Annotated in this window: 11 protein-coding genes; 9 read left to right on the forward strand and 2 right to left on the reverse strand. The window is 68.2% G+C overall.

Translation table 11 applies throughout. From position 1 onward, the window contains the following. Window positions 1-146 precede the first annotated feature (146 nt). The 5 genes from arcD (at window position 147) to BM198_RS21480 (ending at window position 7143) form a co-directional block, all read left to right on the forward strand. Complete coding sequence (arcD, locus tag BM198_RS21460) at window positions 147-1574, forward strand: arginine-ornithine antiporter (RefSeq protein ID WP_074972260.1); 1428 nt, start codon at window positions 147-149, stop codon at window positions 1572-1574. 18 nt (window positions 1575-1592) lie between these two features. Further along, a complete protein-coding gene (gene arcA, locus BM198_RS21465) occupies window positions 1593-2843 on the forward strand; it encodes an arginine deiminase (RefSeq protein ID WP_074972262.1) in 1251 nt (416 codons plus the stop codon). Window positions 2844-2944: 101 nt separating this feature from the next. Then, window positions 2945-3955 (forward strand): ornithine carbamoyltransferase, encoded by a 1011-nt coding sequence (locus tag BM198_RS21470; RefSeq protein ID WP_074972264.1) that lies wholly within the window; start codon window positions 2945-2947, stop codon window positions 3953-3955. Window positions 3956-4058: 103 nt separating this feature from the next. Beyond that, window positions 4059-4985, forward strand: coding sequence for a carbamate kinase (gene arcC, locus BM198_RS21475; RefSeq protein WP_044405343.1), 927 nt, complete (start codon window positions 4059-4061; stop codon window positions 4983-4985). Window positions 4986-5238: 253 nt separating this feature from the next. Then, on the forward strand, window positions 5239-7143 hold the full coding sequence (locus tag BM198_RS21480) for a beta-ketoacyl synthase (protein ID WP_074972267.1): 1905 nt from the start codon (window positions 5239-5241) through the stop codon (window positions 7141-7143). A gap of 60 nt (window positions 7144-7203) precedes the next feature. On the opposite strand, the gene cysQ is transcribed toward BM198_RS21480, so the two are convergent. Both cysQ and nudE read right to left on the reverse strand, forming a co-directional pair. Then, window positions 7204-8025 (reverse strand): 3'(2'),5'-bisphosphate nucleotidase CysQ, encoded by an 822-nt coding sequence (cysQ, locus tag BM198_RS21485; protein WP_074972270.1) that lies wholly within the window; start codon window positions 8023-8025, stop codon window positions 7204-7206. Next, window positions 8022-8588: an ADP compounds hydrolase NudE gene (gene nudE / locus BM198_RS21490; RefSeq protein WP_044405337.1), complete on the reverse strand. Its 567-nt coding sequence runs from the start codon at window positions 8586-8588 to the stop codon at window positions 8022-8024. The genes cysQ and nudE overlap by 4 nt, the downstream gene beginning before the upstream one ends. A 130-nt stretch (window positions 8589-8718) precedes the next feature. Here nudE and yrfG point away from each other — a divergent pair, with 130 nt between their 5' ends. From yrfG to BM198_RS21510, 4 genes are all read left to right on the forward strand, one after another. Continuing rightward, entirely contained in the window at window positions 8719-9381 is a 663-nt protein-coding gene (gene yrfG, locus BM198_RS21495; RefSeq protein WP_074972272.1) for a GMP/IMP nucleotidase, read from the forward strand. Between the two features lie 11 nt (window positions 9382-9392). Further along, window positions 9393-10280, forward strand: a complete 888-nt coding sequence (locus BM198_RS21500; protein WP_074972273.1) for a LysR family transcriptional regulator — start codon at window positions 9393-9395, stop codon at window positions 10278-10280. Between the two features lie 129 nt (window positions 10281-10409). Next, window positions 10410-11258 carry a formate dehydrogenase accessory sulfurtransferase FdhD gene (fdhD, locus tag BM198_RS21505; protein ID WP_074972274.1) on the forward strand — a complete coding sequence of 283 codons (849 nt, stop codon included), beginning with the start codon at window positions 10410-10412 and terminating at the stop codon, window positions 11256-11258. Next, complete coding sequence (locus BM198_RS21510) at window positions 11255-13576, forward strand: FdhF/YdeP family oxidoreductase (RefSeq protein ID WP_074972276.1); 2322 nt, start codon at window positions 11255-11257, stop codon at window positions 13574-13576. Before fdhD ends, BM198_RS21510 begins: the two co-directional genes overlap by 4 nt. Window positions 13577-13773: the final 197 nt, after the last annotated feature.

Raw genomic sequence — 13773 nt, forward strand, 5'->3', positions numbered from 1 at the left:
CCTTCATGGAAAGCTGTCGAGCTGTTCAGGTTTTCTGTCGGAAATTGTTCCTCGCACATCGTTAGCTGGCTATTGACCCACGTCATCACTCTTCCATGAAAGGAAGAGCCAACTAAGCACAGTTCCTACTCGAATGGAGGTGCAAGATGTCAGACTCCACGCACAAACTCCGACTTGGCGCGCTCGTCGCCCTGGTGGTCGGTTCCATGATCGGCGGCGGGATCTTCTCCCTGCCCCAGAACATGGCAGCCAGTGCAGATGCCGGCGCGATCCTCATCGGCTGGGCGATCACCGCCGTCGGCATGCTGACCCTGGCGTTCGTCTTCCAGACCCTGGCCAACCGCAAGCCCGACCTCGACGGCGGCGTCTACGCCTACGCCAAGGCCGGCTTCGGCGACTACATGGGCTTCTCCTCGGCCTGGGGCTACTGGATCAGCGCCTGGCTGGGCAACGTCGGCTACTTCGTCCTGCTGTTCGGCACCCTCGGCTACTTCTTCCCGATCTTCGGCGAGGGCAACACGCCCGCAGCCATCGTCGGCGCCTCGGTGGTGCTCTGGGCGGTGCATTTCCTGGTGCTGCGCGGCATCCGGGAAGCGGCCTTCATCAACCTCGTGACCACCATCGCCAAGGTGGTGCCGCTGTTCCTGTTCATCCTCATCTGCCTGTTCGCCTTCAAGCTGGACATCTTCACCGCTGACATCTGGGGCACCAAGAACCCCGAGCTGGGCAGCGTGATGAACCAGGTGCGCAACATGATGCTGGTCACCGTCTGGGTGTTCATCGGCATCGAAGGCGCGAGCATCTTCTCCGCCCGTGCCGAGAAGCGCAGCGACGTCGGCAAGGCCACCATCCTCGGCTTCGTCATCGTGCTGCTGTTGCTGGTGCTGGTGAACGTGCTGTCCCTCGGCATCATGACCCAGCCGGAACTGGCCCAGCTGAAGAACCCCTCCATGGCGGCCGTGCTGGAGCACGTGGTGGGGCACTGGGGCGCGGTGCTGATCAGCGTCGGCCTGGTGGTCTCGCTGGTGGGGGCGCTGCTGTCCTGGGTGCTGCTGTGTGCGGAGATCCTCTTCGCCGCCGCGAAGGACCACACCATGCCGGAGTTCCTGCGTCGCGAGAACGCCAACCACGTTCCCGCCAACGCGCTCTGGCTGACCAACGCCATGGTGCAGCTGTTCCTCATCGTCACGCTGTTCAACAACAGCACCTACCTGTCGCTGATCTACCTGGCCACCTCGATGATCCTGGTGCCGTACTTCTGGTCCGCTGCCTACGCCGTGCTGCTGCCGCTGCGGGGCGAGACCTACGAGCAGGACGCCAGCGAGCGCGGCAAGGACCTGGCCATCGCCGGTCTCGCCCTGGTCTACGCCACCTGGCTGCTGTACGCCGGCGGCGTGAAGTACCTGCTGCTCTCGGCGCTGCTCTACGCCCCCGGCGCCATCCTCTTCGCCAAGGCCAAGCATGAACTCGGCCAACCGATATTCACCCCTGTCGAGAAGCTGATCTTCGCCGCCGTCGTCATCGGCGCGCTGGTAGCGGCCTATGGCCTCTACGACGGCTTCCTGACCCTCTGATCCGCAAGGAGACCTGCCATGTCCAACGCCAAACTCGGCGTCCACTCCGAAGCCGGCAAACTGCACAAAGTGATGGTTTGCTCCCCGGGCCTCGCCCACATGCGGCTGACCCCGAACAACTGCGACGAACTGCTGTTCGACGATGTCATCTGGGTCAACCAGGCCAAGCGCGACCACTTCGACTTCGTCACCAAGATGCGCGAGCGCGGCATCGAGGTGCTGGAGATGCACAACCTGCTCACCGACATCGTGCAGAACCCCGAGGCCCTGAAGTGGATCCTCGACCGCAAGATCACCCCCGACCAGGTCGGCGTCGGCCTGGTCAATGAGGTGCGCGCCTGGCTCGAAGAGCAGGAGCCGCGCAAGCTCGCCGAATACCTGATCGGCGGCGTCGCCGGCTCCGACCTGCCGGACAGCGAAGGGGTCAGCGCGATCAAGATGTACCGCGACTACCTGGGCCACTCCAGCTTCATCCTGCCGCCGCTGCCCAACACCCAGTTCACCCGCGACACCACCTGCTGGATCTACGGCGGCGTCACGCTCAACCCCATGTACTGGCCGGCGCGACGCCAGGAAACCCTGCTGACCACCGCCATCTACAAGTTCCACCCGCAGTTCACCGGCGCCGACTTCGAAGTCTGGTACGGCGATCCGGACAAGGACCACGGCATGGCCACCCTGGAAGGCGGCGACGTGATGCCCATCGGCAACGGCGTGGTGCTCATCGGCATGGGCGAGCGCACCTCGCGCCAGGCCATCGGCCAACTGGCGCAGTCGCTGTTCAGCAAGGGCGCGGCGCAGAAGATCATCGTCGCCGGCCTGCCCAAGTCCCGCGCCGCCATGCACCTGGACACCGTGTTCACCTTCTGCGACCGCGACCTGGTGACCATCTTCCCGGAAGTGGTGCGCGAGATCGTGCCCTTCATCCTGCGTCCGGACGAGAGCCGCCCCTACGGCATCGACATCCGCCGCGAAGAGAAGCACTTCGTCGACGTGGTCGCCGAGTCCCTCGGCCTCAAGCAACTGCGCGTGGTGCAGACCGGCGGTGACAGCTTCGAGGCCGAGCGCGAGCAATGGGACGACGGCAACAACGTGGTCTGCCTGGAGCCCGGCGTGGTCATCGGCTACGACCGCAACACCTACACCAACACCCAGCTGCGCAAGGCGGGTGTCGAGGTGGTCACCATCAGTGCCAGCGAACTCGGCCGCGGCCGCGGCGGTGGCCACTGCATGACCTGCCCGATCCTGCGCGACCCGATCGACTACTGAGACCAGGCGGCGGCCGTCACCCACGGCCGCCACCGCCCCGCCGACGCCACGAGCAGTACAGGCGGGGCCCTTCTTCCGACCTGCCCACAAGGAGAACGACCATGGCCTTCAACATGCACAACCGCAACCTGCTGAGCCTGATGCACCACAGCACCCGCGAGCTGCGCTACTTGCTGGACCTCTCCCGCGACCTCAAGCGCGCCAAATACACCGGCACCGAGCAGCAGCACCTCAAGCGCAAGAACATCGCGCTGATCTTCGAGAAGACCTCCACCCGCACCCGCTGCGCCTTCGAGGTCGCCGCCTATGACCAGGGCGCCAACGTCACCTACATCGACCCCAACTCCTCGCAGATCGGCCACAAGGAGAGCATGAAGGACACCGCCCGGGTGCTCGGCCGCATGTACGACGCCATCGAGTACCGCGGCTTCCACCAGGACATCGTCGAAGAACTGGCCACCTACGCCGGCGTGCCGGTGTTCAACGGCCTCACCGACGAGTACCACCCGACCCAGATGCTCGCCGACGTGCTGACCATGCGCGAGCACAGCGACAAGCCCCTGCACGACATCAGCTACGCCTACCTGGGCGACGCCCGCAACAACATGGGCAACTCCCTGCTGCTGATCGGCGCCAAGCTCGGCATGGACGTGCGCATCGCCGCACCGAAGGCCCTCTGGCCCAGCGATGAACACGTCGCCGCGTGCAAGAAGTTCGCCGAGGAAAGCGGCGCCCGCATCACCCTCACCGAAGACCCGAAGGAAGCGGTGAAGGGCGTGGACTTCGTCCACACCGACGTGTGGGTCTCCATGGGCGAGCCGGTGGAAGCCTGGGGCGAACGCATCAAGGAGCTGCTGCCCTACCAGGTGAACATGGACATCATGAAGGCCACCGGTAACCCCCGGGCCAAGTTCATGCACTGCCTGCCGGCCTTCCACAACAGCGAGACCAAGGTCGGCAAGCAGATCGCCGAGCAGTACCCGAACCTGAAGAACGGCATCGAAGTCACCGAGGACGTCTTCGAGTCCCCCTACAACATCGCCTTCGAGCAGGCGGAAAACCGCATGCACACCATCAAGGCGATTCTCGTCTCGACCCTCGCCGACATCTGATTCCAGTTCGCCACGGGGCATCCAGCCCCGTGGCGCTCAGGACCCTCAGTGATCCCGAGAGGCGGCGGCCAACCGCCCCTCTCACTGCACTAGGAGAACCACCATGCGAATCGTCATCGCGTTGGGCGGCAACGCCCTGCTGCGCCGAGGCGAAGCCATGACCGCCGACAACCAGCGGGACAACGTCCGCGTCGCCTGCGAGCAGATCGCCAAGGTCGCCCCCGGCAACGAGCTGGTGATCGCCCACGGCAACGGCCCGCAAGTGGGCCTGCTGGCCCTCCAGGGCGCCGCCTACGACGCCGCCAACCCCTACCCGCTGGACGTGCTCGGGGCCGAGACCGAGGGCATGATCGGCTACATGATCGAACAGGAGCTGGGCAACCTGCTCCCGGTCGAAGTGCCCTTCGCCACCCTGCTCACCCAGGTGGAAGTGGACCCGGCCGACCCCGCCTTCCAGCACCCCAGCAAGCCCATCGGCCCGGTCTACCCCCGCGAGGACGCCGAACGCCTGGCCGCCGAGAAAGGCTGGGCCATCGCTCCTGACGGCGACAAGTTCCGCCGCGTGGTCGCCAGCCCCAGGCCCAAGCAGATCTTCGAGATCCGCCCGATCAAGTGGCTGCTGGAGAAAGGCTCGGTGGTCATCTGCGCCGGCGGCGGCGGCATCCCTACGATGTACGAGAACGGCAAGCTCAAGGGCGTCGAGGCGGTCATCGACAAGGACCTCTGCTCCGCCCTGCTGGCCCGCCAGCTGGAGAGCGACCTGCTGGTGATCGCCACCGATGTGGACGCCGCCTACGTCGACTGGGGCAAGCCCACCCAGAAAGCCATCGCCCAGGCCCACCCCGACGAACTGGAGCGCCTCGGCTTCGCCGCCGGTTCCATGGGGCCCAAGGTCCAGGCCGCCTGCGAGTTCGCCCGCGAGACCGGCCGTCCTGCGGTGATCGGTGCCCTGAAGGACATCGAAGCCATCGCCCGGGGCCAGGCCGGCACCCGCGTCAGCACCGCCACCCCCGGCCTCAGCTACCGCTGAAGCCCAGGCCCGGCGCGCCCTCGCGGGCCGCCGGGCGCCTTCTCGGCCGGCAGCACCGGCCGCCCTCCAAGTGACTCGACGGTCATAGGCCGCGTCAGGTATGGCATTCGGTTCGTACGAGCTGCCACCCGGTCCGTGACCGGGCCCCGACCTCGCACCCCTGGCCAGCCGCCTCTGCGGTCTCCTTGGCCCGTCTTCACCGCGTCGTCACCGGGCCCTGCCACGCCATGGTCATTTGAGGAGTGTTCCAGTCATGTCCCGACTTCCGGTCATCGTTGGTTTTGGCGGCTACAACGCGGCAGGACGCAGTTCCTTCCACCACGGATTCCGCCGCACCGTGATCGAGAGCCTCGATGCCGCCACCCGCCAGGAAACCCTGGCCGGCCTCGCCGTGATGACCAAGCTGGTGACCGTGGTCGACGGCCAGTACCTGGACGCCGACGGCAAGCCCCTGGACCTGCCCGCCATCGAAGCCCGCTACGGCGAGCGCGTACTGGCCTCCACCCTGGTGCGCCGCATCGAGAAGAGCTTCCTCGACGTGGACGCCGCGCCCTGGCAGAAAAGCATCGGCGTGACCCCCGAGGACGGCGCCCGCATCACCTTCATCACCTCGCGCAAGCAGCTACCCGAGCCCCTGCCGGCCAGCTGGAGCGTGGAAACCCTGGACAGCGGCGAGGTGCGCGTCACCCTCGGCGGCACCAGCGAATTCAAGGTCGAGAGCTTCCGCGCGCTGCCGGTGAAATCCGCCGGCCAGTTGCCCAGCGGCTTCGAGCCCGGCGAGCTGTACAACTCCCGCTTCCATCCCCGCGGCCTGCAGCTGTCGGTGGTGGCCGCCACCGACGCCATCCGCTCCATCGGCCTGCCCTGGCAGCAGATCGTCGACCAGGTACAGCCTGACGAGATCGCCGTGTTCTCCGGCAGCATCATGAGCCAGCTCGACGAGAACGGCTTCGGCGGCCTCATGCAGTCGCGCCTCAAGGGCGGCCGCGTCACCGCCAAGCAGCTGCCCCTGGGCCTGAACACCATGCCCGCCGACTTCATCAACGCCTACGTGCTGGGCAGCGTCGGCACCACCGGCAGCGTCACCGGCGCCTGCGCCACCTTCCTCTACAACCTGCAGAAGGCCATCGAGCAGATCACCAGCGGCCGCGCCCGCGTCGCCCTGGTGGGCAACGCCGAAGCACCGATCAACCAGGAATGCATCGACGGCTACGGCGCCATGGGCGCCCTGGCCACCGAAGACGGCCTGCGCCAGGTCGGCGGCCGCGACGACGTGGACTTCCGCCGCGCCAGCCGCCCGTTCGGCGAGAACTGCGGCTTCACCCTGGCCGAGTCCAGCCAGTACGTGGTGCTGATGGATGACGAGCTGGCCCTGCAGCTGGGCGCCGACATCCACGGCGCCGTCACCGACGTGTTCATCAACGCCGACGGCTTCAAGAAATCCATCTCCGCCCCCGGCCCGGGCAACTACCTGACCCTGGCCAAGGCCGTGGCCAGCGCCACCCAGCTGTTCGGCAACGACGCCGTGCGCCAGCGCAGCTTCGTCCACGCCCATGGCTCCAGCACCCCGGCCAACCGCGTCACCGAATCCGAGCTGCTGGACCGCGTGGCCGGCGCCTTCGGCATCGACAACTGGCCGCTGACCGCCGTGAAGGCCTTCGTCGGCCACTCCCTCGCCGCCGCCAGCGGCGACCAGCTGATCTCCGCCCTCGGCACCTTCCGCTACGGCATCCTGCCGGGCATCAAGACCATCGACCGGGTCGCCGACGACGTCCACCAGCAGCGCCTGGCCATCCCCCTGGCCGACCAGCGCGACCGGGCTAACCTGGACATCTGCTTCATCAACTCCAAGGGCTTCGGCGGCAACAACGCCACCGGCGTGGTGATCAGCCCGCGCCTGGCCGAGCGCATGCTGCACAAGCGCCACGGCGCCGACGCCTTCGCCGCCTACCTGGACAAGCGCGAGGCCACCCGCGCCGCCGCCCGCGACTACGACGCCCGCGCCCTGATGGGCGAGCTGGACATCATCTACAACTTCGGCAACGACCTGATCGACGACCGCGAGCTGGAAGTCTCCACCGAGGGCGTGAAGGTTCCTGGCTTCGCCCGCCCGCTGCTCTACGCCCGCGACGAACGCTTCAGCGACATGCTCGACTGATCCTGGCGGGGTGGGCGGAGGCGGAAACACCGCCCGGCCCACCCGGCTCAGGGAGCTGGCTCACGCCAGCTCGCGGGCCAGCGCCAGCAGCTCGCCGCGCCATGCGGCCTGCGCCGGCAGGGCCAGGAAGGAGGGATTGAGGAAGGATTCCCGCGCCGCGTAGCCCAGCGGCGCACCCCCCAGGTCCAGCACCTCGCCACCGGCCCCCTCCAGCACGCCCTGGGCCGCTGCCGTGTCCCACTGGGACGTCGGCGCCAGGCGCGGGTAGCAATCCGCCGCCCCCTCGGCCAGCAGGCAGAACTTCAGGGAGCTGCCGATGTTGGCCAGCGAGAGCTCACCGAAACGCTCGCCGAGCCCCGCCAGCAGGCGCTCCTGGGCCGGGCTGGAGTGGCGCTTGCTCGCCACCAGGGTGAAAGCCTCGGCCGGCTGCGGGCGCACGCGGATGGCCTGGGCCGCACCGCCGACATCCTGCTGCCAGGCCCCGAGGCCGGCGCCACCGTAGTAGCGACGGCCGCTGGCCGGGATGCCGACCACGCCGAACACCACGCGACCCTGTTCGATCAGCGCGACGTTGACGGTGAATTCGTCGGACCCGGCGATGAACTCCTTGGTGCCGTCCAGCGGGTCCACCAGCCACCAGCGCTGCCACCCCGCGCGGGTTTCCAGGGGGATGTCGGCTGCTTCCTCCGAGAGCACCGGGATCTCCGGCGCCAGCGCCGTCAGCCCCTCCACCAGCACGCGGTGGGCGGCCAGGTCGGCGGCGGTGACGGGGGAAGCATCGGCCTTTTCCTCAACGGCCAGTTCGGCACGCCAGAACGGCAGGATGGCGTGACCGGCGCGGTCCACCAGATCGAGGACAGCGGGCAGAAAAGGGTGGCTCATGCAGGGAATTCTCCACGGCGGGTCAACAGGTCTCGGGCAAGGTACAGCGCCGCCAGGGCGCGCCCCTCGCTGAATTGCGGGTGTTCGTTGAGGGTGATGAGGTCGTGCAGGCTGGCCTGTTCCACCCGCAGCGGCTCGGGCTCGTCGCCCGGCAGGCGCTCCTCGTAGAGGTCGCGGGCCAGCACCACCTGGATCTTCTGGCTCATGTAACCGGGGGACAGCGACAGCTCGGTGAGCAGCTCCAGGCGGCGGGCGCCGAAGCCCGCCTCTTCCTTCAGCTCGCGGTTGGCGGCTTCCAGCACGTCCTCGCCGGGCTCCACCAGGCCCTTGGGCAGGGACAGCTGGTAGTCGTCAGTGCCGGCACAGTACTCCTCCACCAGCAGCACGTGTTCCGGATCGGGCAGCGCCACCACCATCACCGCGCCATAGCCGGAGCCCTTGCCCACCAGGCGTTCATAGGTGCGTTCCACGCCGTTGGCGAAGCGCAACTGGAGCTCCTCGACGCTGAACAGGCGGCTGCTGGCAACGATCTCGCGGGCCAGCACGGTGGGCTTCTGACGCATGACGAACTCCTGGTTGGGACCGGCGGGTTATCATACCCCGGCTTTTCCGATTGTCCGTGTCGGAGATTGCACCCTGACGACCGTGCAGGGCGCACCCACGGCCACCACCCTCGACCCAGCCCGGACCCCCATGCCCACCCTCAACTGGCCCGCCATCGACACCGTGCTGCTGGACATGGACGGCACGCTGCTCGACCTGCACTTCGACAACCACTTCTGGCTCGACTACCTGCCCCAGCGCTACGCCGAGCACCACGGCATCAGCCGCGCACTGGCGGACGCCGAGCTGGTGCCGCTGTTCCGCCAGCACGCCGGGCAGCTGAACTGGTACTGCACCGACTTCTGGAGCCGCGAGCTGGGCCTGTCGATCCGCGACCTCAAGCGCGAAGTGGCGCACCTGATCGCCCTGCGCCCGGACGCCGACCTGTTCCTCGCCACCCTGCGCCGCGCCGGCAAGCGCGTGGTGCTGATCACCAATGCCCACCGCGACTCCCTCTCGCTGAAGATGGAGCGGGTCGAGCTGGCGCCCTGGTTCGACCGCATGATCAGCTCCCACGACTACGGCTACCCCAAGGAAGACCCACAGTTCTGGCAGGCCCTGCAGGCCGACTGCCCGTTCGACCCGGCCCGCGCGCTGTTCATCGACGACAGCCTGCCGATCCTGCGCGCCGCCGGTGCCCATGGCGTCGCCCACCTGCTGGCCGTGCGCCGCCCCGACAGCCAGGGCGCCGACAAGGACACCGAGGAATTCGACGCGGTGGACGACTACCGCCAGCTCTGCACCGGCCTCTGAGGACCGCTGGCATGGACATCAAGCAGCTCAAGTTCCTCGTCGCCCTGGATGAGACGCGCCACTTCGGCCAGGCCGCCGCGCGTTGCCACATCACCCAGCCGACCCTGTCCATGCGCCTGCGCAAGCTGGAAGAAGAACTGGGCCTGGAGCTGGTCCAGCGTGGCCAGCGCTTCGAAGGCTTCACCGAGGCCGGCCAGCGCGTGCTCGCCTGGGCCCGCACCCTGCTCGCCGCCCACGACGGCCTGCAGGCCGAGGCCGCCGCCTGCCGCGGGCAACTGGTCGGCACCCTGCGCCTGGGGCTGGTGCCCCTGGCCGGCTACGACCCCATGGGGCTGATCCGCGCCTTCGCCGAACGCCACCCCAACCTGCGCTTCCAGCTCTTCGCCCTCAGCTCCGAGCAGATCCTCGAACGCCTGGCGAGCAACCAGCTCGACCTCGGCCTGTGCTACCTGGACCGCCTCGACCGCGAGCACTTCGAGTACCTGGAGATCGCCGACACCCGCATGGGCCTGCTGCACGACCGTCGCCACTTCCCCTTCAGCGACGCCGCCCTGACCTGGGAACAGCTGGCCACCCTGCCCCTGGGCCTGCTCTCCGGCAGCATGCATTTCCGCCAGTCCATCGACCACGGCTTCCGTAGCCGGGGCCTGACGCCCCGCCCGCGCCTGGAGACGGACGCCGTGCACCAGCTGCTGCAGGCCGTCAGCGCCGGCCTGTGCTGCGCCATCATGCCGTTGGCCAGCGGCCTCGACGCCCTCGCCGAGCACCTGGCGCTGACACCCATCGAGCAGGCCAATACCCTTGCCCCGTTTGGGCTCATCCAGCGCCGTGGTTTGCCCCGCTCCACCCTCGCCGACACCTGCTTCAGCGAAGCCCGGGACCTTCTGGCAAGCGCCTGAGCCCGAGCCAGAGGCGCGCAAACCTGACCGATAGACGACATCGATCACAGCATCGGGCAAAGCGATTAGACGGCGCCCCCCGACCGGCCTAGGCTGCCTGAGTCAATCCGCCGCAGGGGAGACCCCGCCATGCCCCATCGCGCCTCCCGCCGTCCGTTCAGCGCCGTCGAGCCACCGCCACCGCCCACCGATTACCAGTACGTCGAACTGGGTGGCAGCACGCAGCCCGGCGAGGCCGCCCTGGCCGAGGAAAGCGCCCTGGCCATCGCCTACAACGGCATCAGCCACGCCGTGATGATGGTCTCGCCGCGCAACATCGAGGACTTCGTCGTCGGCTTCAGCCTCAGCGCCGGCATCATCGGCAGCCTCGACGACCTCTACGACATCCAGGTCAGCGGCGCCGGCGAAGCCCTGCGCGCCGAGGTGGAGATCGCCAGCCGCGCCTTCTGGGCCCTCAAGGACCAGCGCCGCCAACTGGCCGGCAACACCGGCTGCGGCCTGTGCGGCGTCGAGGCCCTGGAGCAGGCGCTGCCCAACCTCGACGTGCTCGCCCGTAGCCCGCTACCGCCCCTGGAACACCTCGCCGACCTGCGCCAGCGCATCGCCGACCAGCAGGACCTGGCCCGGCGCAGCGGCGCCCTGCACGCCGCCCTGTTCGTCGACAGCAACGGCACCCTGGCCCTCTGCCGTGAAGACATCGGCCGCCACAACGCCCTCGACAAGCTGATCGGCGCCCTGCTGCAAAGCGAGCAGGACCCACGTGCCGGCTTCGCCGTGGTCACCAGCCGCTGCAGCCTGGAACTGATCCACAAGGCCGTGCGCGCCGGACTGTCCACCCTGGTCAGCCTGTCCGCGCCCACCGCACTGACCGTGCAATGGGCCCGCCGCCACCGCCTCAACCTCATCCACCTGCCCCACCACAGCGCACCCCGGGTCTACAGCCCGGCGCCGCGCCACGAGAACGACACCCCGCAATGAGCCTGCAACCCGTGCAACCCCGCTACAAACCCTACCGTGGCGCCGCCGCCGGCTGGGGCGCGCTGAAGAGCGTCACGCGCTTCTGGCTGGACAGCAAACAGCCGTTCAAGAACCTGCGCGCCCTGCTCAAGACCAACCAGAACGGCGGCTTCGACTGCCCCGGCTGCGCCTGGGGCGACTCGCCCGAAGACGGCCGCGTGAAGTTCTGCGAGAACGGCGCCAAGGCCGTGAACTGGGAAGCCACCAAGCGCCGCGTGGACCGAGCCTTCTTCGCCCGCTACAGCGTCAGCCAGCTGCGCGAGCAGAGCGACTACTGGCTCGAATACCAGGGCCGCCTCACCGAGCCGATGCGCTACGACCGCGACAGCGACCACTACGTGCCCATCGACTGGGACGCCGCCTTCGCCCTCGTCGCCAGCCACCTCAAGCGCCTGCCCGACCCGAACCAGGCCGAGTTCTACACCTCCGGCCGGGCCAGCAACGAAGCGGCGTTCCTCTACCAGCTGTTCGTCCGCGCCTACGGCACCAACAACTTCCCCGACTGCTCGAACATGTGCCACGAGGCCAGCGGCGTCGCCCTCGGCCAGAGCGTCGGCATCGGCAAGGGCACCGTGACCTTCGGTGACTTCGAGCATGCCGACGCCATCTTCGTGTTCGGCCAGAACCCCGGCACCAACCACCCGCGCATGCTCGAACCGCTGCGCGAAGCGGTGAAGCGCGGTGCCCAGGTGGTCTGCTTCAACCCGCTCAAGGAACGCGGCCTGGAACGCTTCCAGCATCCCCAGCATGCCCTGGAGATGCTCACCAACGGCTCCGCCCCGCTGAACACCGCCTTCTTCCGCCCGGCCCTGGGCGGCGACATGGCCGCCATCCGCGGCATCGCCAAGTTCCTCCTGCAGTGGGAGCGCGAAGCCCAGGCCAAGGGCGAGCCGGCGGTGTTCGACCACGCCTTCATCGCCGAGCACACCGACGGCCTCGACGCCTACCTGGCCGAGCTGGACGCCACCGACTGGGCCCACATCGAGGCGCAGTCCGGCCTCGCCAAGGCCGAGATCGAGCAGGCGGCGCTGATGTATCGCCGCGCCGACCGCGTCATCGTCTGCTGGGCCATGGGCCTCACCCAGCACCACCACTCGGTGCCGACCCTGCAGGAACTGGTCAACCTGCAACTGCTGCGCGGCAACATCGGCCGTCCCGGCGCCGGCCTGTGCCCGGTGCGCGGCCACAGCAACGTGCAGGGCGACCGCACCATGGGCATCAACGACCGTCCGCCGGTGGCCCTGCTGGACGCCATCGAGCAGCGCTTCCGCTTCAAGGTCCCGCGGGAGAACGGCCACAACACCGTGGAAGCCATCAACGCCATGCTCGAAGGCCGTGCCAAGGTCTTCATCGGCCTCGGCGGCAACTTCGCCCAGGCCACCCCGGACAGCCCGCGTACCCACCAGGCGCTGATGAACTGCGACCTCACCGTGCAGATCAGCACCAAGCTCAACCGCAGCCACCTCACCACCGGCCGCGACGCGCTGATCCTGCCGTGCCTGGGCCGCACCGACATCGACGAGCAGGCCCACGGCCCGCAGGCGGTGACGGTGGAGGACTCCTTCAGCATGATCCACGCCTCCTACGGCCAACTGGCCCCGCTGTCGAAGCAGATGCGCTCGGAGCCGTCCATCGTCGCCGGTATCGCCAAGGCCACCCTGGGTGACCACCCGGTGGAGTGGGACGCGCTAGTGGCCAACTACGACCGCATCCGCGACCTGATCGCCGAAACCATCCCCGGCTTCCACGACTTCAACCAGCGGGTGAAGAACCCGGGCGGCTTCCACCTCGGCAACTCCGCGGCGGACCGCACCTGGAAGACCGCCACCGGCAAGGCCAACTTCAAGGCCCACGCCTTGCCGGCCACCCTGCTGCACGAGCGCGTGCGCGCCACCGGCCAGCAGCCGGACCTGATCCTGCAGACCCTGCGTTCCCACGACCAGTACAACACCACCATCTACGGCCTCGACGACCGCTACCGGGGCGTGCGTGGGCAGCGCCACGTGGTGTTCGCCAACGCAGCCGACATCGACCGCCTGGGTTACCAGCCGGGGCAGAAAGTGGACATGGTGTCGCTGTGGGACGACGGCGTGGAGCGCAAGGTGGAAGGCTTCACCCTGCTGGCCTTCGACATCCCCGCCGGGCAGGCCGCCGCCTACTACCCGGAGACCAACCCGCTGGTGCCGCTGGACAGCCACGGCGTGGGCAGCCACACCCCCACCTCCAAGTTCGTGGCCATCCGCCTGCAACCGAGCCGGGAAGGCAACCGCATCCTGTGAGGCTCCGACGGCGTCGCCGGAAACCCCGGCGGCGCTGTCGCGGTGCCAGCATGGATGCACCGGAAACGGTGTGTCGGAATAAGCCTCAGACAGCGCCAGACACCGCAAGTTCTCCCGCAAAAACAAATACTTAGGGAATGTGAAAAAAGCCGCGCAACTCGTCGGCAAGGGCTTCCGCATGCCGCTTCGCCGTGGCA

It is taken from the genome of Metapseudomonas otitidis, assembly GCF_900111835.1.
Taxonomy (GTDB): Bacteria; Pseudomonadota; Gammaproteobacteria; order Pseudomonadales; family Pseudomonadaceae; genus Metapseudomonas; species Metapseudomonas otitidis.